At 42.9% G+C, this 20,163-nt stretch carries 24 protein-coding genes; 11 read left to right on the plus strand and 13 right to left on the minus strand.

Annotated features, from left to right (window positions below):
* Positions 1 to 184 precede the first annotated feature (184 nt).
* Together AS29_RS17650 and AS29_RS17655 are read right to left on the minus strand one after the other, a co-directional pair.
* Complete coding sequence (locus AS29_RS17650) at positions 185 to 1,786, minus strand: APC family permease (RefSeq protein ID WP_035411349.1); 1,602 nt, start codon at positions 1,784 to 1,786, stop codon at positions 185 to 187.
* 491 nt (positions 1,787 to 2,277) lie between these two features.
* Positions 2,278 to 2,715 (minus strand): DUF2512 family protein, encoded by a 438-nt coding sequence (locus AS29_RS17655; RefSeq protein WP_035411352.1) that lies wholly within the window; start codon positions 2,713 to 2,715, stop codon positions 2,278 to 2,280.
* Positions 2,716 to 2,890: 175 nt separating this feature from the next.
* Here AS29_RS17655 and AS29_RS17660 point away from each other — a divergent pair, with 175 nt between their 5' ends.
* From AS29_RS17660 to AS29_RS17670, 3 genes are all read left to right on the plus strand, one after another.
* The gene (locus tag AS29_RS17660; RefSeq protein WP_035411355.1) at positions 2,891 to 3,916 is read left to right on the plus strand and encodes an LLM class flavin-dependent oxidoreductase; all 1,026 of its coding nucleotides are present in this window, start codon (positions 2,891 to 2,893) and stop codon (positions 3,914 to 3,916) included.
* A 23-nt stretch (positions 3,917 to 3,939) separates the two neighbouring features.
* On the plus strand, positions 3,940 to 4,242 hold the full coding sequence (locus AS29_RS17665) for a heme biosynthesis protein HemY (RefSeq protein WP_035411357.1): 303 nt from the start codon (positions 3,940 to 3,942) through the stop codon (positions 4,240 to 4,242).
* A gap of 62 nt (positions 4,243 to 4,304) precedes the next feature.
* A complete protein-coding gene (locus AS29_RS17670; protein ID WP_156505978.1) occupies positions 4,305 to 4,592 on the plus strand; it encodes a DUF3219 family protein in 288 nt (95 codons plus the stop codon).
* An 11-nt stretch (positions 4,593 to 4,603) separates the two neighbouring features.
* On the opposite strand, the gene AS29_RS17675 is transcribed toward AS29_RS17670, so the two are convergent.
* Positions 4,604 to 5,599, minus strand: a complete 996-nt coding sequence (locus AS29_RS17675; RefSeq protein ID WP_035411360.1) for an LLM class flavin-dependent oxidoreductase — start codon at positions 5,597 to 5,599, stop codon at positions 4,604 to 4,606.
* A gap of 166 nt (positions 5,600 to 5,765) precedes the next feature.
* Between AS29_RS17675 and AS29_RS17680 the strand changes: the two genes are divergently transcribed.
* Together AS29_RS17680 and AS29_RS17685 are read left to right on the plus strand one after the other, a co-directional pair.
* A complete protein-coding gene (locus AS29_RS17680) occupies positions 5,766 to 6,059 on the plus strand; it encodes a PadR family transcriptional regulator (protein WP_051860807.1) in 294 nt (97 codons plus the stop codon).
* On the plus strand, positions 6,056 to 7,246 hold the full coding sequence (locus tag AS29_RS17685) for a DUF2812 domain-containing protein (RefSeq protein ID WP_035411363.1): 1,191 nt from the start codon (positions 6,056 to 6,058) through the stop codon (positions 7,244 to 7,246). The genes AS29_RS17680 and AS29_RS17685 overlap by 4 nt, the downstream gene beginning before the upstream one ends.
* A 41-nt stretch (positions 7,247 to 7,287) precedes the next feature.
* On the opposite strand, the gene AS29_RS17690 is transcribed toward AS29_RS17685, so the two are convergent.
* From AS29_RS17690 to AS29_RS17700, 3 genes are read right to left on the minus strand one after another with little or no spacing between them, the layout of a single operon-like run.
* The gene (locus tag AS29_RS17690) at positions 7,288 to 8,235 is read right to left on the minus strand and encodes a DNA-3-methyladenine glycosylase family protein (protein WP_051860808.1); all 948 of its coding nucleotides are present in this window, start codon (positions 8,233 to 8,235) and stop codon (positions 7,288 to 7,290) included.
* Positions 8,195 to 8,752: a methylated-DNA--[protein]-cysteine S-methyltransferase gene (locus AS29_RS17695; protein WP_035411365.1), complete on the minus strand. Its 558-nt coding sequence runs from the start codon at positions 8,750 to 8,752 to the stop codon at positions 8,195 to 8,197. The genes AS29_RS17690 and AS29_RS17695 overlap by 41 nt, the downstream gene beginning before the upstream one ends.
* Positions 8,749 to 9,330, minus strand: a complete 582-nt coding sequence (locus AS29_RS17700) for a bifunctional transcriptional activator/DNA repair enzyme AdaA (RefSeq protein WP_051860809.1) — start codon at positions 9,328 to 9,330, stop codon at positions 8,749 to 8,751. Before AS29_RS17700 ends, AS29_RS17695 begins: the two co-directional genes overlap by 4 nt.
* 170 nt (positions 9,331 to 9,500) lie before the next feature.
* Here AS29_RS17700 and AS29_RS17705 point away from each other — a divergent pair, with 170 nt between their 5' ends.
* Together AS29_RS17705 and AS29_RS17710 are read left to right on the plus strand one after the other, a co-directional pair.
* Positions 9,501 to 10,241 carry a YwaF family protein gene (locus AS29_RS17705; protein ID WP_035412023.1) on the plus strand — a complete coding sequence of 247 codons (741 nt, stop codon included), beginning with the start codon at positions 9,501 to 9,503 and terminating at the stop codon, positions 10,239 to 10,241.
* Positions 10,242 to 10,441: 200 nt separating this feature from the next.
* Positions 10,442 to 10,939: an AAA family ATPase gene (locus AS29_RS17710; RefSeq protein WP_035411371.1), complete on the plus strand. Its 498-nt coding sequence runs from the start codon at positions 10,442 to 10,444 to the stop codon at positions 10,937 to 10,939.
* Between the two features lie 176 nt (positions 10,940 to 11,115).
* On the opposite strand, the gene moaC is transcribed toward AS29_RS17710, so the two are convergent.
* The 5 genes from moaC to AS29_RS17735 form a co-directional block, all read right to left on the minus strand.
* Entirely contained in the window at positions 11,116 to 11,598 is a 483-nt protein-coding gene (moaC, locus tag AS29_RS17715) for a cyclic pyranopterin monophosphate synthase MoaC (protein ID WP_035411374.1), read from the minus strand.
* Positions 11,599 to 11,610: 12 nt separating this feature from the next.
* Positions 11,611 to 12,189 (minus strand): molybdenum cofactor guanylyltransferase, encoded by a 579-nt coding sequence (locus AS29_RS17720; RefSeq protein ID WP_035411377.1) that lies wholly within the window; start codon positions 12,187 to 12,189, stop codon positions 11,611 to 11,613.
* Complete coding sequence (locus AS29_RS17725) at positions 12,186 to 12,710, minus strand: MogA/MoaB family molybdenum cofactor biosynthesis protein (protein ID WP_442854543.1); 525 nt, start codon at positions 12,708 to 12,710, stop codon at positions 12,186 to 12,188. The genes AS29_RS17720 and AS29_RS17725 overlap by 4 nt, the downstream gene beginning before the upstream one ends.
* Before the next feature lie 65 nt (positions 12,711 to 12,775).
* The gene (locus AS29_RS17730; protein WP_035411383.1) at positions 12,776 to 13,084 is read right to left on the minus strand and encodes a hypothetical protein; all 309 of its coding nucleotides are present in this window, start codon (positions 13,082 to 13,084) and stop codon (positions 12,776 to 12,778) included.
* Complete coding sequence (locus AS29_RS17735; RefSeq protein ID WP_035411386.1) at positions 13,077 to 14,216, minus strand: NAD(P)/FAD-dependent oxidoreductase; 1,140 nt, start codon at positions 14,214 to 14,216, stop codon at positions 13,077 to 13,079. The genes AS29_RS17730 and AS29_RS17735 overlap by 8 nt, the downstream gene beginning before the upstream one ends.
* A gap of 176 nt (positions 14,217 to 14,392) precedes the next feature.
* Here AS29_RS17735 and AS29_RS17740 point away from each other — a divergent pair, with 176 nt between their 5' ends.
* The 4 genes from AS29_RS17740 to AS29_RS17755 all read left to right on the plus strand — a co-directional run bounded on the left by AS29_RS17740 (position 14,393) and on the right by AS29_RS17755 (position 18,265).
* Positions 14,393 to 14,734 carry a metal-sensitive transcriptional regulator gene (locus AS29_RS17740; protein ID WP_051860810.1) on the plus strand — a complete coding sequence of 114 codons (342 nt, stop codon included), beginning with the start codon at positions 14,393 to 14,395 and terminating at the stop codon, positions 14,732 to 14,734.
* 12 nt (positions 14,735 to 14,746) lie between these two features.
* Entirely contained in the window at positions 14,747 to 14,953 is a 207-nt protein-coding gene (gene copZ, locus AS29_RS17745; protein WP_442854544.1) for a copper chaperone CopZ, read from the plus strand.
* Positions 14,954 to 15,037: 84 nt separating this feature from the next.
* Positions 15,038 to 17,452, plus strand: a complete 2,415-nt coding sequence (locus AS29_RS17750) for a heavy metal translocating P-type ATPase (protein WP_035411390.1) — start codon at positions 15,038 to 15,040, stop codon at positions 17,450 to 17,452.
* 12 nt (positions 17,453 to 17,464) lie between these two features.
* On the plus strand, positions 17,465 to 18,265 hold the full coding sequence (locus AS29_RS17755) for a hypothetical protein (protein WP_051860811.1): 801 nt from the start codon (positions 17,465 to 17,467) through the stop codon (positions 18,263 to 18,265).
* Positions 18,266 to 18,333: 68 nt separating this feature from the next.
* On the opposite strand, the gene AS29_RS17760 is transcribed toward AS29_RS17755, so the two are convergent.
* Both AS29_RS17760 and AS29_RS17765 read right to left on the minus strand, forming a co-directional pair.
* On the minus strand, positions 18,334 to 19,386 hold the full coding sequence (locus AS29_RS17760) for a P-loop NTPase (protein ID WP_035411394.1): 1,053 nt from the start codon (positions 19,384 to 19,386) through the stop codon (positions 18,334 to 18,336).
* Positions 19,387 to 19,674: 288 nt separating this feature from the next.
* The gene (locus tag AS29_RS17765) at positions 19,675 to 20,157 is read right to left on the minus strand and encodes a DUF1641 domain-containing protein (protein WP_035411397.1); all 483 of its coding nucleotides are present in this window, start codon (positions 20,155 to 20,157) and stop codon (positions 19,675 to 19,677) included.
* Positions 20,158 to 20,163 lie beyond the last annotated feature (6 nt).

Consider the following 20,163-nt stretch of genomic DNA (forward strand, 5'->3'; position numbering starts at 1 on the left):
CGCAATCGGGTGCTAATCTTCAACAAAGTAATACGGTGAAAAAAGCTCGAAGCGTAATGACTCCGAGCTTTTTTGTGTACTAATTTCACCGCTAAAAGGTCTGCTAATTCAGCTGCGAATTACACTGATAATTAGAATTTTGCACTTTAAAACCGATCCCATTACTTAAAGCAAGGCCGTTTTTTTATGGGCTGGCAGGCTGAACTTGGTTTGCAGCATCATCGGTTTCGTCATCATCTATCAAGGCTTCAGGCAGGCCTGAATATTTGGCCCAATAGAAGATCCCAAGTGATCCTATTGCAATCAGGATCAGGTCGAGCGGGTTTGATAGTATTCCAAGTCCTCCTCCGAAAGATCCGGTATAAGAGAAAACCAGCATCATGACATAGTATCCGATCAGCCACCAAGACGATTTAAGCTGCTGAGCCAAACTGACTTCACGGGTTGGAACATATTTAGAAAATAACAGATAAACAACAAACATGACGAGCTGCGATGCAAGAAGCCATGAGATCGTTGTCCAGCCTGACCAATACACAATATAAGAGGCAAAAATGAATGAAAGAGGGGCTATCACACTCATTCCTCTAAGCTTAAAGGGCTTCTCAAGATTTTTGGCGTTTACTCTGAAAGTGGCGGATGAGATCGGTGCAATCGCATAGGACAGGATTAATGCGACAGAACACACGTTGACTAGCGCATTCCAGGAAGGAAACGGAAGAGTCCAAAAAACGGAAAGACCGAATGACAGCCACAGTGATGATCTTGGGATACCTGTTTTTTGATCGATTTTTGAAAAGGTTTTAAATAGTGTTCCGTTTCTTGACCATGCATACACGAGGCGTGCCGTGGTATTCATAAAGATATTCCCGTTGCCTCCCGGTGACAATATGGCGTCAAATACAACAAGGAAAGCAAGCCATCCCAGTCCGAGAACGACAGCAATATCTTTAAATGGCAATGCAAACTCTTTTTGAATGTTCTCCCAGCCGGAAGACAGCATGTCCGTTGGAATCGCACCAATAAACAGAACCTGCAGGGCTGTATATATGGCTGCTGATAAAATGATGCATAAAAACAATGCAATCGGAATATTTCGCTGCGGATTTTTCACTTCGCTTGCGACCGATACAATTGGATGCAGGCCGAGATAGGCGAACATGACTCCCCCAGTAGATATGGCTGCCTGAATCCCGGTAAATCCTGAAGGAGCAAATCCAGCTGCCGAGAGGTTTGCAGATTTAAAGTAGAAAATAAGCACAGTGATAATGGTTAATGGAACGAAATACTTAAAAATTGAAATGATAATATTGGATTTGGCAAATGTTTTTACACTCCAATAATTTAATAAAAAGAAGAGACACAGCAATCCGAATTGAAGCAGCCATCCAGCAACAGTTGGAGATTCTGAACCATTAACCGTTAAACCTGGAAACCAAAAGGCAACATACTGTCTTACAGCCGTTACTTCAATGGAAATGAGACTTGTATACGCAATAATGGTAATGAAAGAAATCATATAACCGACCAGGTGCCCATGCGAATAAACCGGATACCGAATAATCCCACCCGTCCTTGGCAAAGCTGCTCCAAGCTCGGCATATACAAATCCAATCAGTAAAATGATGACTCCTCCGATTATCCAGGAGAAACTTCCGGCAGGGCCTGCTTTGGAAGCGACATTGCTTACTGCAAACAGCCAGGCAGACCCAAAGATTGCTCCAAGTCCTATTAGTGTTAAATCAAGCAAAGAGATGGTTTTCTTAAATTTTCCCTGATCCGCCATGCAAATCCTCCTCATAACAGCATATCTTTCTTTTATTGTGTTCTTATATAAGCATATATATCCTTTTAAAAATGGATAAAACAAAAACCGCATGCTGTGTCACATGCGGTTCTATCTGGTATTTGGATTTTTTAGCATAGGATAGGAACAGGCTAGAGTGTATGGGGGATCATTAGGCTTTGGATTTATATAAATGACTGACGGCTTTTAAGATGAACATCTTTTCTTTGACCGAGAGCATTTTCCAGCTCCCTGCTCGAATAACCATTCTGCTCCCTCCTTAAAATCGGATTGTTATCTATTAAATACCGTCTTTTGCAATGAATAAAACCTTTAAACACTCTGCAAATTCCGCTAATCCTTTTGCTGTTTGTGAAAAATATGAATATTTTTTGTATTTAATTGATGAGTAGAGGGGCATTTCGTCTAGTTCATGCAAGACTTTGGTCTCAAAACCTGACTGGATATAGGTGAATATGACGAAATAAAAATTAATCTTTTTTATTTTTTTCCAAAGGATCCAGTTCTTTTGAAAATTCGGTTCCAAAAGCTGCATGTCCCGTACGGATGGATCTTCTCTCTGCAATCTGCATCCGTTCAAGTAAAAAGAGGTGTACGAATACCTCTCCAGCTGTAAAGATGACAGCTGAGATCCCGCTTCCCCACGCAATTTGCAGATAGTTTTCATACAAAACAGAACCAAAAATCCACACCCCAAGGTAAACAGTGAAAAATTCGACTATGTACGCTGATCGGTGTCCCAATGCAGGCAGTACGACTCTGTCTCCAAGCAAATAGGTAGCAAGGGCTGCAAATAAACTAAAAGAAAGAATATCTGTTATGTTCGCATCAAAGAATAAATCCAGACCAATAGCAAAGGCAATGGCTGCGATAATAAATTTAACGGCAATGACAGCAAGCTGATTCATTTTTCTCACTCCTTTTACTAAAGTTTTGTCACAATTGGGAGCAAACATACATGATTGGCCGGCTGTGTGCAAATTATTCGAGTTTTTAAAGGACATATAGTAAAGTTGTCCTTATGATTTGATACTATAAGAAACCCTTCCATATATAAGGAATCGTAAACAAGGAGGAATACGCGTGTTTAAACGGAATTACGCAGATGAAAAGAATAAACAGCTGCATGAAATTAAGCTTTCTGTCCTGGACCTTGCACCTATCGTTTCTGGAAGCCATGCAGGGGAAGCTTTGGGCAACTCGCTGGATTTGGCGCAGCATGCAGAAAAATGGGGATACAACCGCTATTGGCTTGCTGAGCATCACAATATGAGAGGGATTGCCAGTTCAGCGACAGCAGTCGTGATTGGTCATATCGCTCAGGGAACTTCAACCATCCGGGTCGGCTCAGGCGGCATTATGCTCCCTAACCACGCTCCGCTTGTCATTGCTGAGCAATTTGGAACACTCGAGTCACTCTTTCCGGGACGAATCGACCTTGGATTGGGAAGAGCACCCGGAACCGATCAGCTGACAGCACAGGCCTTAAGAAGAGAGCTAAAGGGGAGCGCAGAGGATTTTCCTGAACAAGTGGAGGAGCTGAGAGCATACTTCAATCCGACAGAATACAGCCATGTAAAAGCGATTCCCGGTGAAGGTTTAAATATTCCGGTCTGGCTGCTTGGATCAAGCGGCTTCAGTGCCCATCTTGCCGGTCAGCTTGGATTGCCATTTGCGTTCGCCAGCCATTTTTCACCGGATCATACGACTGAAGCCTTAAGAATCTACAGGAATCATTTCCGTCCTTCCGACGTTCTGGATGAACCGTATGCTATGGTTGGAATGAATGTAGTAGCGGCCGACAGCGAGGCACAGGCGCAGTATTTGTCTACTTCCATGAAACAGCAATTTCTCAATCTTGTCAGGGGCCGTCCGGGCCAATTGAATCCTCCGGTGGATGATATGGATGATTTGTGGAATGAATATGAAAAAGCGTCCATTCAGCAAACACTGCGTGCTTCAGCAATCGGTGATCCTGGTCAAGTGAAGGCGAAGCTTCAAAGCTTTTTAAACGAAACCCAGGCAGACGAGATGATGATTACGGCTAACATTTTTGACCATCAGGCACGTTTGCGCTCTTATGAAATTGTTTCACAGCTAATGAAATAACCATCAGTGAAGGAGATCAACTTATGGAATGCAAAATAAACAGAAATGCAGCAAAAGTGCTGAAAAGAATGCTTGAAAGTGAAGAAGGACAAGGGAAAATGATACGGGTGTTCATCACGGAAATGCACGGGGACCATGCCCATTATGATGTGAAACTTGATACACCGACTGAACATGATGAAATTGTGAAAACAGATAAAGATATAGACATCCTAATGGACAGCCGTGAAGAATTTTTGGACGGAGTATGGATCCAGTTTTTCTTCGTCCCTCAGGAACGATTTGAAATCATCAATAAAAACAAAGGATGGCATAACCATCATTAACCAATAAAGGAGAGTTCTTTTATAAAGAACTCTCTTTTTTATCAGGAATAGGAGTGATTGTCATGATTATTAATATAAATGAACGGTCAATTGAAGGAACAAACTTCATCCATGAGGAAGTGAATGGATCCCATTTAATCAGCTTCCATTTTAGAGTGAAAAGCGGGGAGGATTATCATGAAACAACAACCTTGCTTTACAAAAATGATTTCGATGTGAAAGTGCCGGAAAAAGACCTGTCATTTCAAGCCGTGATCAAACAATATTCAACCTCTGCTGTAAATTTATATGAAGAGAACGCAGTAGGAGATTATTTTCTTGAATTGATAGAGAAAAAGGCCGGGAAGTGACCCCGGCCTTTTTAATATCCAAATTCATGAGCAATCAGCTTATAAGAATGGAGCTTGTCGGCTTCTTTGTGAGTAATGGAGATGATCATCAATTCATCCGAATCATAGTCTGATGCAAGTTTTTCCAGTTTCGCCTTCACCTCAGGCGGGCTGCCGATAATCTGCAGGGTTTTCATTTTTTCTAGCTGTTCTTTTTCTTCCTGAGTAAGCACATAGGCCTCAGCTTCTTCGAGAGAAGGGACCCCCTTCCTGCCTTCACCCTTCGCAAGCATCATTTGCCACACTTGGTTGCTTAAAGCAATTTTCTCTGCCTCCTCCCGGGTTTCTGCACATATTACAGCAGCAGCCAGTAGTACTTCAGGTTTTGATTTATGACCGCTTGCATGGAAAGCATCCTTGTACGATTGGATGATTTCCGGATCTGTACCTCCCATGAACTGTCCAAATACATAACCTGTTCCGCCTTCCGCTGCCATCTTTGCACTCTTCCTGCTCGTTCCCAGTACAAAAACATCCGGAGGAACGGGAGGCAGCGGGGCAGGCTGAATCGTTGAAAACATATGGTTTTCTGGAAAGTCTCCTCTAATAAAATGCAGAAGATCGTTATAAATATCAGGAAGCTGTCTAACATTTTCAAGGAAATTTCCGGACAGGGCTATGGACGCTTCAGCAGAGCCTCCCGGCGATCTTCCAATACCGAGATCAATACGGTCAGGAAAAAGAGTAGAGAGAAGATTAAAGGTTTCTGCCACTTTAAAAGGTTTGTAATGAGGCAATAAAACCGCTCCGGCACCGAGCCGGATCGTCTTCGTTTTCCCTCCTATGTATCCAAGCATGACCTCAGGGGCCGAACTCGTCAGCCCGGTGAAATCATGGTGCTCGGCAATCCAATATCTTTTATATCCCAATCCTTCGCCATATTGGGCTAAGCGAAGGGATGCTTCCAGTGCATCTTTCGGTGTTTTTCCGGACGATAGGGGAGATTGGTCTAAAATACTGAGTTTCATTGCAAACCTTCTTTCTGAAAACCTAGTTGATCATTTAATCTTACATCAGCTTATTTTTAATACAAAGTTTCTGCTTTTAAATGGTTAAAATTAGAAAATCATGTTATGACATAGTCTTAGAGGTGTTCATTTGGAAATAGATAACGTCTAAAAAAAATATACCCCCATGACAGAAACCGCATTCTATATTCTCCTTTCTTTAACAAAGCCCAGGCATGGTTATGGGATTGTAAAACATGTAGAAGAAATGACAAACGCTAGAATCCGTCTTGGTTCCGGAACCGTTTATGGAACTCTGACAAAGATGCAAAAGGATGGGGTCATTACCTTATTTGCGGATGAAGACAGAAAAACGGTGTACGAAGTGACTGACACTGGAAAAATACTGATGGCAGCTGAAATCAAACGGCTAAAGGAGCTGCATCAAAATGCCATAAATCATGAGGAGAAATTCGAATGAAAAAGGTATGGAGACCGTTTTGGAGCTATGATATTCAGAAGACAGAACAGATGATTTCAGAATTGGGTCAAGAGGGTTATTTACTTGTCCGCATGAACCGATGGACAAGGTGTTTCTTTTTCGAGAAAGGGATGCCGACAGCCCTTTCCTGCCAGATTGGATATAGTCGTTTAAAAAACGAGACCCTTTCTGAAGGGCTAATGGAAGACGGATGGAGAAAAGGAGTTCAATCCGGCCGCTGGTATATAGCTGTTAATGAAAAACAGCCTATGCTGCTAAAGACTTTTCCTTCCCGTGAAGGGATCATCAAACGAAGCCTGCAGTGTAAATACCTCTTCGCCAGTATCCTGATTTATTTATCCGTCATTGCTATTTTCATCGCATCTATGTTTAGTGTTTCTTTTTTCCAAAATACTTCTGTAGAGGTGGAGGAGAGTCCTCTTTGGTTCATCCCCATAACAGCTGGGGCATTAGCAATCATACTTGGTATGTTTTCTGTTTACTCTTTTCTTAAGCTAAATAAATTGATAAAAAGTTTCAGTGAAAACCAGGATCCTTCAAAGCGTAATGAAGCATTTAGCAAAGAGAGAGAAAAACATCTGATTAATGAAAGAGAACTAATAGTTAAAAGAAAAATTGGCTGGATGTATGCTCCTGATCAACTTGAGAAATGGCTTGAGGAAAAGGAGAGGAAAGGATTCCATCTATATCGTGTAAGCAGGACAGGAACTGTTTTTTACTTTAAGAAGGGCAATCCCCGTCAAGTTCGCTATTGTGCCGACTATCAAAACATTTCGAACGAACAATACTATGAAATGCACAGGGATGCAGGTTGGAAAAGCGTATTTACCTCCAAATCGTCTTTGCAAAAATGGACTATATGGAGCAGAGCATATGGTGCACTTGAGGAAAGGCCCAACTTATACAGTGATAAGATTCACCGGTTAAAGCATGCACGGAAAATCGTTTTTTCTTATAGTCTTTTGTTTCTGCCTATTACGTTGGTTTATTTATTGAATTTAAGTATTTTTATTTCAAACGGGTCTAATTTCGGGTTTAGGGGATTAAATGCGTTGAATACCGTGATGTATACCATCTGTATTTTTATGTTCGGTTCCTTTGTTTTGAGAACATGGCTTTATTATGGACGGTTGAAAAAAAGTTCTGCAGGTCAAAGCCATCAGTAAAAGCCAAAGTAAACCCAATCCAATATGGATTGGGTTTACATCTATTCTTTTGACAAGCTCCTCCAAAAATAAAAAACAGCATAAGCCTCCCACGGTGACCAAGGTAAAAAGATTTCTTCCATTTCCTCTCTCGAAAGTTTTCTCTCTTTAAATCCTGCGTTCTGCAAAGCTTTGTTAAGAGCCGCATCTCCAAAAGGAAAGCTCGAGGATATCCTGAGGCATCTCATCATACAATAGTTTGCTGTCCATGGACCGATCCCCCGGATGGACAAAAGTTTTTCTTCTATTCCCTTTACATTCCGATCTCTCAGAAGGTTTTCTTTCGTTATCTTTCCATCTGCAATCAGTTTGGCGATCCCGATCACATACTCTGCTTTTTTTCCTGTAAATTGAAGCTCCCGCAGGTTCTCTGCGGAAAGAGAAGCTATGGTTTCCGGAGCAGGAAAGGTCCAAAAAGCCTGTTCAGCCCATACATGCTTCTCACCGTATGCTTCAACCAATCTTTTCTTCAGTGTATAGGCAAAAGCCAGATTGATTTGCTGTCCGATGACAGCCCAGGTCAATGCTTCGAACAAATCAGGGACCCCGATTATCCGAAGACCCTCAAATTTCCGAGTGAGAGAACCAAGAATTGGATCGTTATTTGCTATCTGATAAAAAGGGTCGAGATCTGTAGTGAGATCGAGCCAGTCGGCGGTATATTCGGCAGCCTTACGATGCATGCTCTCGCTTTTATCTGAACCATCCACTATTTTGAGCTCAAGAAAAGAATGACCGCTTTCCTTTATCCTGACAAGAATTTTCTGCTGGTCAATAACGAGAACCTTATAGATTTCTCCGCTAACAACTTGATGAAGGCATTCCTGGGTAGACCTGGTTAAGTAATGAAGCGTTTCTTTGTAGCTGAAATATTTCGGCACCTGGATGATCATGGATTCAGACTCGGCGCTAAAATTGAAAACGGGCATGTCCTTTGATGCTGAAATCATGATAATCCTCCAATCGGAGAAGGCGTTCTTTCATATGGAGTCCGCCCCTGAATCCTGTTAAGGTATTATTGGATCCAATAACCCGATGGCAGGGCACTGCGATCGGAACGGGGTTAGCGCCATTTGCTGTTCCGGCTGCCCGGACTGCCTTTTTATTTCCGGCAGCTTCTGCAAGCTGGGAATAGCTGCGGACAGCTCCATAAGGGATGTTTAACAATGCGTTCCATATAGCCTTTTGAAAAATGGTTCCGTATAAATCGATAGGAAACTGAAATCCTTTTCGATCCCCGTTTAAATATTCCATAAGCTCTTGAATGTAGACAGCTGTTTCTTTTGGGTTATGTTCTAATTTTGAACCCGGAATTTTTAAAGCAACCCAGTCTTCTAAAGTTTCAAAAGATTCTCCCGGCCATGTCAGTCTGCAAACGTCATAATCGGTCGCAGCAACATAAAAAGGGAGAGGGTTGAAAGTTTCATGTGAAAATTGACTCCAGTAAACAGGCACGATTTCATTCATTTTAAACGTTCCCCTTCTGCCGCCATTTTTTCTCTGTATTCCTGAGGGGTGCAGCCTGCTATTTTTTTAAACACAGATGAAAAATGCGGTGGATTTGAAAATCCTGTCTCAGCTGCAACTTCAGCGATGGCTTTTTGATCTGCCAGCAATAGCTTTTTTGCCTCGCTCATTCTGTAATTCATCAAATATTTGGATGGGGTCAAACCTGTGACACGTTTAAATACTCGCAGGAGATGATACGGACTTATGGCTAATTGCAGGGCCATGGTGTTTAATGTTAATGCTTCTCTATATTGATGGTGAATGAGCTCCTTTAATTTTTCAGCCAGTTCTGCATCAGGACCATGCAAGCCTGAAACCTCAGGCTTGCACCGTTTGCACGCCCGGAATCCTGCATCGATTGCTTCCTGGATGCTTCTGTACACCCTGACATTTTCTCTTTTAGGTGTCTTCGAACGGCAGGAGGGCCGGCAGAAGATTTTGGTTGAGGTGATTCCGACATAGTATAAGCCATCATATTTCGCAGTTCTGCTTAAAATCGTTTCATAGATTGCTTCAAACAGCTCCTGTTCTTTCACACTCATCACTCCTTTATAGGAAAATTATAAACCAATAGAAGGAAGCCGATAACGATTTATGAATAGGTAAGCAAGAATATGACAGCAATAGACTTCCAAAAAAGGGGTCTCCCATCCTTTAGAATAATGATAATATGAAAGGGACGTCATACTTTGATGGAGAAGGAAAAATGAATCTATTCGGAAACAATCAGGAGGATTTTCCTTTTGCTATGTTCGGCAGCAGTCATATTGCTGCTTTGGCTGTGCTTCTCGTTTTATTGATTGTTTTATATGTTTTTAGATCAGTGCTTAAAGAAAAAAAGATGAAACCCTTAGAGATTGGCTTAGCTGTCAGCTTAGCTGCGGTTGAACTTCTTTATCACGTTTGGCTGATTGTTAATAACAATTGGGAAGTAAGACATGCACTTCCGCTCGAGCTTTGCAATATCAGTTTTATTCTGACTGTATTGCTGCTGCTTACAGGGAGCCGTCTTGTGTATGAAATCCTGCTGTTTATCGGATTAATGGGAGCGTCTCAGGCTTTGCTGACTCCGGTGCTCTCAATCGATTTTCCGCATTTCCGTTTTTTTCATTTTTTCTATACGCATACGTGGATTATCGCCGTTCCGCTCTACTATACATGGGTGAAGGGGTATCGCCCTACCATTTATTCGGTTTTAAAAACGGTTGTATTTCTAAATATCCTGCTTCCGCTCGTTCTTTTTGTAAACAGCTATACGGGAGGAAATTATATGTTCCTTGACCATAAGCCGTCCAGCGGAAGTTTGCTCGATCTGCTTGGACCCTATCCCTGGTATATTCTTTCTCTCGAAGGAATAGCCGCCGGTATGGGACTCGTGCTTTGGCTGATTTTTAGAGAGAAAACGGGGGCTGAAGGAAAACGTGCAGAGGCAGGGTCATTCGATTAGATGAATAACCTCTAATCCAAAAAGGGTTAGGTATGGCTAATAAAGAATTTGATGGTAACGACTTGATTTATTGAAGGTAGATCAAGTTTGAAATGCTTGTTAAATATTAAAATAATAGTATGAGTCATTTTTCTCCCTTTTCAATTACCGGATATAAGGCGGAGCAACAGCCAATATAAAAAGATTGGGGACTAAAAAATATGAAACAATCGGGGACGCTATACTTTTTCTGTGGAAAAATGGGCGCAGGAAAATCAACTAAATCCAAACAATTGGCGATAGATAAGCATGCGGTACTGTTGTCAGAGGATGAATGGCTTTCGTCTCTTTATCCCAATCAGATCGTCTCATTTGAGGATTATCTGAAATATTCAGCGCAGCTCAAGCCATTGGTGAAAAAGCATGTCCAAAACATTTTAAGTGTCGGTACAGATGTCATAATGGATTTTCCAGCCAATACTCAAAAACTGCGAAAGTGGTTTTTGGATATTGCGGCAGAAGTCAACGCAAGCCATCAGCTAATTTTCCTTAATCTAACGAACGAGCAATGCTTGCGTCAAATTGCAAAAAGACGTAAAGAAGAACCCGAGAGAACAGCATTTGACACGGAAGCGGTGTTTATCAATGTTACTAAATATTTTGAAGCACCGGAAGCATCAGAGGGTTTAAATATTTTAGAGTTTAGCGGAAAAGAATAACCAGAAGTTCATAGAACCAGAAATAATGTTAAAAAACGCAGAGGATCAAGCAGCCTCTGCGTTTTTCTGTCTGATTTTATTGTCGTAAACTATGCAATTTACCTTTATAGAAGCTTTGTAAATTCGGTTTTCTATTTCACGACTAAATTACTTAGGCTATTTCCAATGGGATCCGTTTAAGAGCGGATATAATCGCCGCTCTTTCCACCTGTTTTTTTCAGCAGGGAGGTTTCCTTAATAACCATGCTTTTATCAACCGCTTTGCACATATCATAAAAAGTCAGCGCAGCAATGGATACTGCGGTCAAGGCTTCCATTTCAACGCCCGTTTTACCGTCGCACTTTACTTCTGCATGCATAATAAGCTCATAGCCTTCCTTGCTTTTCATATATTGAAAGTCAAAGTCGGTGCCCTGCAGCTGAATAGGGTGGCACATCGGAATAATCTCCGCTGTTTTCTTTGCGCCCATAATCCCGGCAATCTGAGCCACCTGCAGCGGATCGCCTTTTTTTATGGATCCCGCTTGTATCGCTTCATAGAGTTCAGGGGATAAAGTAATGACAGCTTGAGCAACTGCCGTGCGGTTTGAGCTGTCCTTATCTGATATATCCACCATTTTTGGTCTTCCTGATTCGTTCCAATGCGTGAAAGAACTCATAAAGCTTTCCTCCTAATAATCCTTATTCCAGTCCTTGGCATGATTAATGTTAATAAAAGCAGGATCATCCTCAGGAAATGGAATCGTTAATACATGTAAATCATTCAGAAGATGCTCAAGCTTGTGTTCATCAGCTGCCAGCATTTTCTCTTGATTTTCAATGGTTCTTTTATGATACAGGGCCATTAACGGCTGTATGCGTCCGCCCTGAACCGGTACGACCGCATCTGCTTCAGAATCATTGGCAAAACCAATCATTTCATCCACAAATTCTGCTGTGACAAAAGGGATATCGCATGACAGAATGAAAAACCAATCTGGATCATCCATCCGGCTCATTACATTATGGATGGCATACAAGGGCCCTTGATAGGAAGAAGACTCTTCCTCAACAATCAGCCGGACATCCTCACGCTTAAACTGTCCGACAAGCTCTTCATTCGTCGAAATCACAAGAGGGGAGAGGTGATTTTGTTTTAATGCATCCAAACTATGTTCATAGAAAGGTTTACCATTATGCAGCTCGAACATTTTCGGTTTGCCAAATCTTGAAGACCTGCCGCCCGCGAGAACTACGCCAGCCATTTTCATAGACGGTTTAACTCCTCTGTGAAGTGCTGAATGGATGGAAGAATGAGCTTTGACATTCCGAGTTTTACTGCGTTTTCTGAGCCGGGCAGTACATATACAGCACGGCCGTTTATGCTTCCCGCGGCAGCTCTGCTGAACATGGCCTTTGCACCGATTTCTTCGTAGCTCAGATTCCTGAAAAGCTCCCCAAATCCCGGCATTTCCTTGTGAAACAAATCAGATACGGCTTCATATGTAACATCTCTTGGACTGAATCCTGTTCCCCCTGTAATAATAATAGCCTGGATGCCAGAACGTTCGCACCAGCCAACTATTGCAGCGCGGATTGATAAAACGTCATCATTAACAATTGTATAATCCTCAACAGGATGTCCATTCGCCTCTAAAATTTCCCGGATGGCTGCTCCGCTTATGTCATTTTCTTTTGTACGTGTATCGCTTACGGTCAATATGGCCGTTTGCACCGAAATCGACTGATTATGCCTATGCACGTCAATCTGCACTCTCCTTCTGTAAATCACTATATATCCACTTTAGCAGACTTAGGGAAGAATTACATCTAAAGCCCTTTGCCGCCAATGCTGCTTCATCTGTTCTTCTTTTTTCGCTTATCGATTTCTTCTGTCACAACAAATGCAAGGTCTTCATTACCAAATAAGGAAAGCACTCCAAGCAGCGTATCGTCTTCAATGACTCCTGCTTCTTCCTTAGAAACAGTCAATTCCAAAGCATCTTTTAACGCCTGATTATCCGCTTGCTGCGGATAGGCGGCTATATACAATTCTTCAGGATTGAGATCGTGATTAACGCACCATTGAGCAAAAACAAGAATCATCATTTTTTCTTCATTTTGATAGTTTTGAATAATTTGGTTTTCTAATTCTTTATTACTCAATGCTTTCACTTCCTTCACTCTTCATCGCTTTATTCAAAGAATAGAGCTGCAAGTCTATTTCAAGGTGTTCATTAAGTGCCAGATTCGCTAGCTGTGAACCGAGGTATGGACCCATCGTCAAACCGGAAGCACCTAATCCATTTGCGGCTAGCAGGCCTTTCCATTTAGGCACGGCTCCTATAACCGGCAGGAAGTCTTCGGTAAAGGGCCGAAAACCAACCCGCCCTTCAAGAAAGCGGCCATCGCTCAAACCAGGAGCGGTTTCCGTTGCTTTACTGAGAACTTCATGAATGCCGCCTGCTGTTAAACGGGTATCGAAGACATCGGTGTTTTCATGAGTGGCACCAGCCACAATTCGCCCGCCGTCAAAAGCAAGAATATATTGCGTGCCCGGCGGCATGACAACCGGCCATTGATCAGTCTGCTCACCAGGAAGCTCCAAATGGACAATTTGTGCTTTTTGAAAATGAACCTGAAAGGATATGCCTAATGGTTTAAACAGGGAGGAAGCCCAGGCTCCCGCACATACAATCACCTGATCTGATCTATAGGAATGCCCATTTACAATCGCTCCGGTAACAGCATGATCCTGATGCATAAGGGAAGCATCGCCTGCAATAACTTTGGCACCGTGTTTTTTGGCAGCGCTCAGCAAAGCATCCCTTATTCCGCGCCCGTCCACCCGGGCAGCTCCGCTTACATGGAGACCATAGTATTCATTGCCAAGAGGAGGGAAGAGCTCTGAGATTTGCGATGGGTTCATCCGAGTCAGCTCTCCGATTTCAGGGGCATCCTCTTTTCGTTTCAGCGCACGTTTTTCCATCGCCGCTATTTTTTCTTCATCTTGATGGATGCTGATGGCACCGACTTTTGAATAGCCTGTATCTGTTTCTCCATCAGCTTCAAGCCCCGCAATCAGTTCCGGATAATAGCGGGCGCCGCTTTTGGCCAATTTGTACCAGGCCTGATTTCTGCGCTGTGAAAGCCAGGGACAGACTATACCTGCAGCGGCTCCTGTTGCCTGACCTTCATCGAGCCGGTCAATAATGACAACCTCTGCTCCTTTTTTAACTAAGTGATATGCGGTGGAAGCACCTAAAATGCCAGCCCCTATTATGATAAATCTCTTCATCTTCTGCACCCTTTTATGAAATCGTGTAATAGTAGGTTCATTTTTCGTACTTGCTATTATACCATTAGCTATTCCGCTCTCCTAAAACTTCTTTCAAAAAACCGAGTTCTAAACAGCACAATTGCATACCCCATAAGGGTATGGTATATTAAGGGCAGATAGCAGGGGGTGGAACGATGGAAGAAGAACAAATTCACGCAGGCGAAAAGGAAGCTGAGCACTGTGCAAGCTCCGGCCGGAAAAGCCATCATTCGGAATTAATGAAAAAGAATTTAACGTCCCGTCTTAACCGAGTTGAGGGGCAGGTACGGGGAATTAAAAGACTGATTGAAGAAGATACGTACTGTGATGATGTCATTACCCAAATCGCCGCCACTCAGGCTGCTTTAAATAGTGTAGGAAAGCTATTGCTCGAAGGCCACATGAAAACGTGCGTAGCAGAACGGATCCAGGCTGGAGACGAAGAGGTTCTGGATGAAGTGCTCTTAACGATTGGAAAGCTAATGAAAAAAGGATAAGGGGAGATTATTGTGATAACCACTCTAACAGTTAAAGGAATGAGCTGCGGACATTGTGTAAAGGCAGTTGAAGATAGCGTAGGAAAGCTTGGCGGGGTGTCCTCTGTAAAAGTCTATTTAAATGAAGGAAAAGCTGAAGTAACTTATACACCTGAAAAGGTAAGTCTGGAAGAAATCATCGAAACGATTGATGATCAAGGATATGAGGCAGCAGAATAAGACAGGGAGTACGTGCTATTGTCTAAGTAGCGCGTCTCTTTTCAGAAAAAATATACCCCTATAAGGTATAGGAGGCGGGAAATCTTGAGCAGGCAATTGAAAGAAACAAATATTGGAATCAGCGGAATGACATGCGCTGCCTGTGCAGCCCGTATTGAGAAAGGCCTTAAAAAACTGGATGGAATAGAGGAAGCGAATGTAAATCTTGCGCTTGAACGATCTTCTATTCAATACGATGCAAAAACAGTCAGCCTCTCTGAAATACATGCAAAAATTAAAGATCTTGGATATGAACCAGAAGGGATAAAAGATGCCTTTTCTATTACAGGAATGACCTGTTCCGCCTGCGCAGCCAGGATTGAGAAAGGACTGAATAAAACGCATGGAGTTTATAAAGCATCCGTGAATCTGGCCACGGAAAGTGCTTCGGTCGAATATAATCCTGCTGATACTGGACCAAAGGAAATTATTAACAGGATTGAAAAACTGGGATATGGGGCCGCAGTGAAGAAGGAAGATAAGGAGGCAGGGGACCGGCGATTAAAAGAAATTCAAAACCAGCAGGGGAAATTCTTGTTTTCTATGATTCTGTCCATTCCGCTGCTTTGGGCAATGGTCAGCCATTTTTCTTTTACATCCTTTATTTATTTGCCCGATATGCTGATGAACCCTTGGGTTCAGCTTGCGTTCGCTACACCCGTTCAATTTATTGCCGGTGGGCAATTTTATAAAGGCGCTTACCATGCATTAAGAAATAAAGGCGCCAATATGGACGTTCTGGTGGCCTTGGGTACTTCCACAGCTTATTTATACAGCCTGTTCATAACGTTTAAATCAATCAGTTTACAGGAACATATACAAGGGCTTTATTTTGAAACAAGCGCCATTCTCATTACCCTCATCCTGCTTGGGAAAATGCTTGAAACGCAAGCAAAAGGCCGGTCATCCGAATCAATCAAAAAACTGATGGGGCTGCAGGCCAAAACAGCTTCCGTTTACCGGGATGGGCAGGAGATGACGGTTCCGCTTGAAGAAGTTGTAAAAGGGGATCTTGTTTTCGTTAAACCGGGAGAAAAAATTCCGGTTGACGGTGAGATTATCGAAGGCCGAACGGCAATAGATGAGTCCATGCTCACAGGGGAAAGCATCCCCTCAGATAAAGCAGCCGGGGATTCAGTATTCGGTTCGACGATAAACAAGAACGGATTCATTAAGTTCCGCGCTGCCAAAGTAGGAAAAGAGACGGCTCTCGCGCAAATTATTAAAGTGGTGGAGGAAGCTCAAAGCTCAAAAGCACCTATCCAAAGGCTTGCAGATCAAATTTCCGGTGTATTTGTTCCGGTAGTATTAGGATTGGCTTTTCTCACATTTTTAGTTTGGATCGTCTGGATTAACCCTGGTGAATTTACTTCTGCCCTGGAAAAGCTGATTGCGGTCCTTGTAATCGCCTGTCCATGTGCTCTTGGTCTTGCGACTCCAACCTCCATTATGGCCGGTTCAGGGCGCGCGGCAGAATACGGGATTTTGTTTAAGGGCGGAGAACATTTAGAAGCTGCGCACAGGATTGATACCGTTTTATTAGATAAGACGGGAACAGTAACGAACGGTACTCCTGTTTTGACCGATGTAAACATCATTTCGGAAAATGAAAATCAAGTTTTATCCATTCTTGCTTCAGCAGAGAATCAGTCAGAGCACCCGCTGGCAAAAGCCATTACAGATGGAATCAAAGAACGGGGAATTCCTTTAGCAGAGGTTCAGGAATTTGAAACGATTCCAGGGTATGGAATCCGTTCAGCTGTGAACGGAGATATCGTTTTGGCTGGAACAAGAAAACTTATGGAAGAAAATGGTATAGAAATCTCTCAGGCAATCCCTTTAATGAAGAAATTAGAAGGGGAGGGCAAGACCGCCATGCTGATTGGCATTAACGGTACGTATGCAGGGCTGATTTCAGTTGCAGATACGATCAAAGCAAATTCAGCAGAAGCAGTGAAGAGATTGAAGGACATGAATGTAAGGGTAATCATGGTTACCGGAGATAACGAGAGAACTGCCAAGACTATTGCCGCTCAGGCAGGAATCGATGAAGTGATTGCAGAGGTATTGCCGGAAGAAAAAGCTGCGGCTGTGAAAAGACTTCAGAAAGAAGGCAAACGGGTGGCCATGGTGGGAGACGGAATAAACGATGCACCTGCCCTTGCTTCAGCTGATATCGGCATGGCAATCGGCACCGGAACAGATGTGGCGATGGAGGCAGCCGATATCACCCTCATACGAGGGGATTTGAACAGGATTGCTGATGCCTTATTCATGAGCCGAAAAACGATCCGCAATATTAAACAAAACCTGTTCTGGGCATTTGGCTATAACGTAATTGGAATTCCTATCGCTGCAGCAGGCTTCCTTGCTCCATGGCTTGCAGGTGCAGCAATGGCATTTAGCTCAGTTTCAGTCGTTCTTAATGCACTTCGACTCCAGCGAGTAAAGCTAAAATAAGGGAGGCAGATTATGTCGATCATAACAAAATGGGTTGTGGCAGCCGTTTTGATTGCGGGAGCAGTAACCGGTGTGTATCTTATGGTGCAAGCTGCTTCGGGTAAACCTGAGGGGAGAAATCACTCTCATCAAGAGGCCAATCCTCATTCAAGTCACGATAACCTTAACGTCCACTCAAAAGAAATTCAAGCGGCAGTTACGTTTCAGGATAATCGCATTGTAATCAGGTTAAAAGACAATGAAGGGAAACCATTTGACAAACTAAAGGTCAATCACGAAAAAATCATGCACCTCATTGTAGTAAGTGATGATTTGAAGAAATATCACCATATTCATCCCGTCAAAACGGCAGATGGCACATTTGAGGCAGAACAAAAGCTTTCTGACGGAAACTACAAGGCATTTGTGGATATCAGCCCTGAAAATGCGGAGTATGAGGTGAAGCCGCTAGGATTCCATATCGGTACTTTAAATGGAGTGAAAATCCCATCGCTGCAGCCGGAAAACTCATATAAAAAGACTGCAGGGGACTATACGGCTGAGATGAATCCCCATGAACTGAAAAGCCAGGAACCGGTTACGCTTGCATTTTCATTTAACAAAGGGGAGCCGGAACCATATCTTGGCGCTGCAGGACATGTCGTCATTCTGGATGAAAAAGGGGAAAAGTACGTACATGTTCACCCGGCTTCTGAAAAAGAGACAAAGTTTGAAACGCAATTTGAGAAACCGGGGATATATAAGATTTGGGCAGAATTCAAGTTTGAAGGGAAGGTTCATGTTTTCCCTTATACAGTTAAGGTGGAAGACTGATAGAGAAAAAGCAAGAAGCTGGAAAACTTCTTGCTTTTTCTTTTTGTTTATTCTCAGTATGAACACAGTTAGTTCTTTTGTTGACGTATGAAATGTTCAGCAAGGCTTCTAAACATTTCTCCGGGAAGAGATTCTTCTTGATAAAGTCCTTCAGTCAGTCTGTCATCAGGCTGTCCAAAAGGTATTCTTGCGATGACTTCCGTTTGCAGCTGTCTGGCAAGCATTTCTCCGCCATCTTTCCCAAACAAATATCTTTTCGTGCCATCTGATTCTTCCAGGTAGGCCATGTTTTCTACAACTCCGGCGATTTCATGCTTCGTATGCTGAGCCATGATTCCAGCTCTTGATGCTACTAAAGAAGCGACCACATGAGGAGTGGTAACGATAACTTCCTTGGCCTGCGGGATCATCGCCGCTACATCGATGGCCACATCACCGGTTCCGGGCGGAAGATCAAGGAGCAAGTAGTCAAGTTCCCCCCAATGGGTGTTTACCAGGAAATTTTTAATCCATTTATTCAGCATGGGACCGCGCCACATCACAGGGTTGTTTCCATTCGCAAAGAAGGCCATGGACATGATTTTAATACCATAGCTTTCTACCGGGATTGCGGTCTGATCAATCATTGTAGGTTTATCCTGTACTTGCAGCATAGCGGGAATGCTGAATCCGTAAATGTCTGCATCAAGAATGCCGACTTTTTTCCCCATTTTAGCCAGTGCAGCTGCAAGGTTGATCGTAACGGTAGATTTTCCGACTCCGCCTTTCCCGCTCGTAATGGTAAGGAAGGTAACCCCTGAATCCGGGCGGAGCATGGCTGGCATGCCGTTATCAGCTGTCGTTTCTTTTTTTAGAGATTGCGTTAATGCTGCTCTTTCATCGGCAGTCATCGATCCGAATTCGATCGTAACCTTGGATGCGCCAATTTTGTAAAGGGCATTTTCGATGTCTTCCTGAATTTTCGACTTTAATGGACAGCCTGAAATCGTTAAAACGACTTGCAGCTGGATATGGTTTCCCTCCAGCCGCACATTCCTTATCATGTTTAACTCTACTAAGCTTTTATTCAATTCAGGATCGTTTACATGCTTTAAAGCATTCAGAATTTGTTCATTTGTCATTTTTGATCAGTCCTTACTGAGTCAGATTCTATATTGGAGACTGCTGTAAACAAGAATAATAATGGCAGGTTTTCGCATGCATGAGCAGGGCAAAGGAGAGGATTCGCTGCGCTACACGCCTGAAGACTCTCATCTGTCCCGCTGCTTCCTCGCGGGTAGTCCATCATTTGTCAGACAAAATTGTCAAACAATCTGAGAAATCCATCACTTGTCAGACAAAATCTGGACTCTCACGCCGCCATTGAAAAAGACTGAAAAGAAGCTCAAGGCGTCTTTTCAGTCAGTAAGTTATTTCTCTTTCAGATCTTTTCCCATTCCACGGAGGAAATGGAGGCCGAAGCCGATTGCTCTATTAATATCAGGATCGCTCAGTGTTTTTAATAAATCCATGACGGTTACCTTTTTTTCAGATTCTAAGTATTTGCTTCCTGCATCCATACCGGCAACAGCACTGTTTAATAGCTTGGAAGTTTGTTCGGGATCTGCTTTCATCAATGCTCCAGTTGCACCGAGCAAGGTATTGAGAAGGTTGGTAACTGGTTTGCGTGAAACCTGTCCAAGAGCTATTTTTGCAATTTCGTCTTTGGCTAGAAGCATATGGTCCGCTGCGTCAAGAACGCCGATGCTGTTCAGCTCACTTGCTATTTCCAGCATTTTTGCCAAAGCTGTTTCATTTTCAGCGAGCAGTGTTTTTAAATCATTAAGCTTTTGCTGTTTAACTTCTTCCTCGCTTAATTGAGGTTTTCTGATTTCTGTAATAGGAGCTGCCAATGGTAT

It is taken from the genome of Bacillus sp. SJS, assembly GCF_000732485.2.
GTDB classification, from domain to species: Bacteria; Bacillota; Bacilli; order Bacillales; family Bacillaceae; genus Metabacillus_B; species Metabacillus_B sediminis.

What these genes read in the sequence shown, in the direction of transcription:
- AS29_RS17650 (WP_035411349.1), bottom strand. Translation starts at nt 1,786, where the DNA reads ATGGCGGATCAGGGAAAATTTAAGAAAACCATCTCTTTGCTTGATTTA.
- AS29_RS17655 (WP_035411352.1), bottom strand. Translation starts at nt 2,715, where the DNA reads ATGAATCAGCTTGCTGTCATTGCCGTTAAATTTATTATCGCAGCCATT.
- AS29_RS17665 (WP_035411357.1), top strand. Translation starts at nt 3,940, where the DNA reads ATGGAATGCAAAATAAACAGAAATGCAGCAAAAGTGCTGAAAAGAATG.
- AS29_RS17670 (WP_156505978.1), top strand. Translation starts at nt 4,305, where the DNA reads ATGATTATTAATATAAATGAACGGTCAATTGAAGGAACAAACTTCATC.
- AS29_RS17675 (WP_035411360.1), bottom strand. Translation starts at nt 5,599, where the DNA reads ATGAAACTCAGTATTTTAGACCAATCTCCCCTATCGTCCGGAAAAACA.
- AS29_RS17680 (WP_051860807.1), top strand. Translation starts at nt 5,766, where the DNA reads ATGACAGAAACCGCATTCTATATTCTCCTTTCTTTAACAAAGCCCAGG.
- AS29_RS17685 (WP_035411363.1), top strand. Translation starts at nt 6,056, where the DNA reads ATGAAAAAGGTATGGAGACCGTTTTGGAGCTATGATATTCAGAAGACA.
- AS29_RS17690 (WP_051860808.1), bottom strand. Translation starts at nt 8,235, where the DNA reads ATGATTTCAGCATCAAAGGACATGCCCGTTTTCAATTTTAGCGCCGAG.
- AS29_RS17695 (WP_035411365.1), bottom strand. Translation starts at nt 8,752, where the DNA reads ATGAATGAAATCGTGCCTGTTTACTGGAGTCAATTTTCACATGAAACT.
- AS29_RS17705 (WP_035412023.1), top strand. Translation starts at nt 9,501, where the DNA reads ATGAATCTATTCGGAAACAATCAGGAGGATTTTCCTTTTGCTATGTTC.
- AS29_RS17710 (WP_035411371.1), top strand. Translation starts at nt 10,442, where the DNA reads ATGAAACAATCGGGGACGCTATACTTTTTCTGTGGAAAAATGGGCGCA.
- moaC (WP_035411374.1), bottom strand. Translation starts at nt 11,598, where the DNA reads ATGAGTTCTTTCACGCATTGGAACGAATCAGGAAGACCAAAAATGGTG.
- AS29_RS17720 (WP_035411377.1), bottom strand. Translation starts at nt 12,189, where the DNA reads ATGAAAATGGCTGGCGTAGTTCTCGCGGGCGGCAGGTCTTCAAGATTT.
- AS29_RS17735 (WP_035411386.1), bottom strand. Translation starts at nt 14,216, where the DNA reads ATGAAGAGATTTATCATAATAGGGGCTGGCATTTTAGGTGCTTCCACC.
- AS29_RS17740 (WP_051860810.1), top strand. Translation starts at nt 14,393, where the DNA reads ATGGAAGAAGAACAAATTCACGCAGGCGAAAAGGAAGCTGAGCACTGT.
- AS29_RS17755 (WP_051860811.1), top strand. Translation starts at nt 17,465, where the DNA reads ATGTCGATCATAACAAAATGGGTTGTGGCAGCCGTTTTGATTGCGGGA.
- AS29_RS17760 (WP_035411394.1), bottom strand. Translation starts at nt 19,386, where the DNA reads ATGACAAATGAACAAATTCTGAATGCTTTAAAGCATGTAAACGATCCT.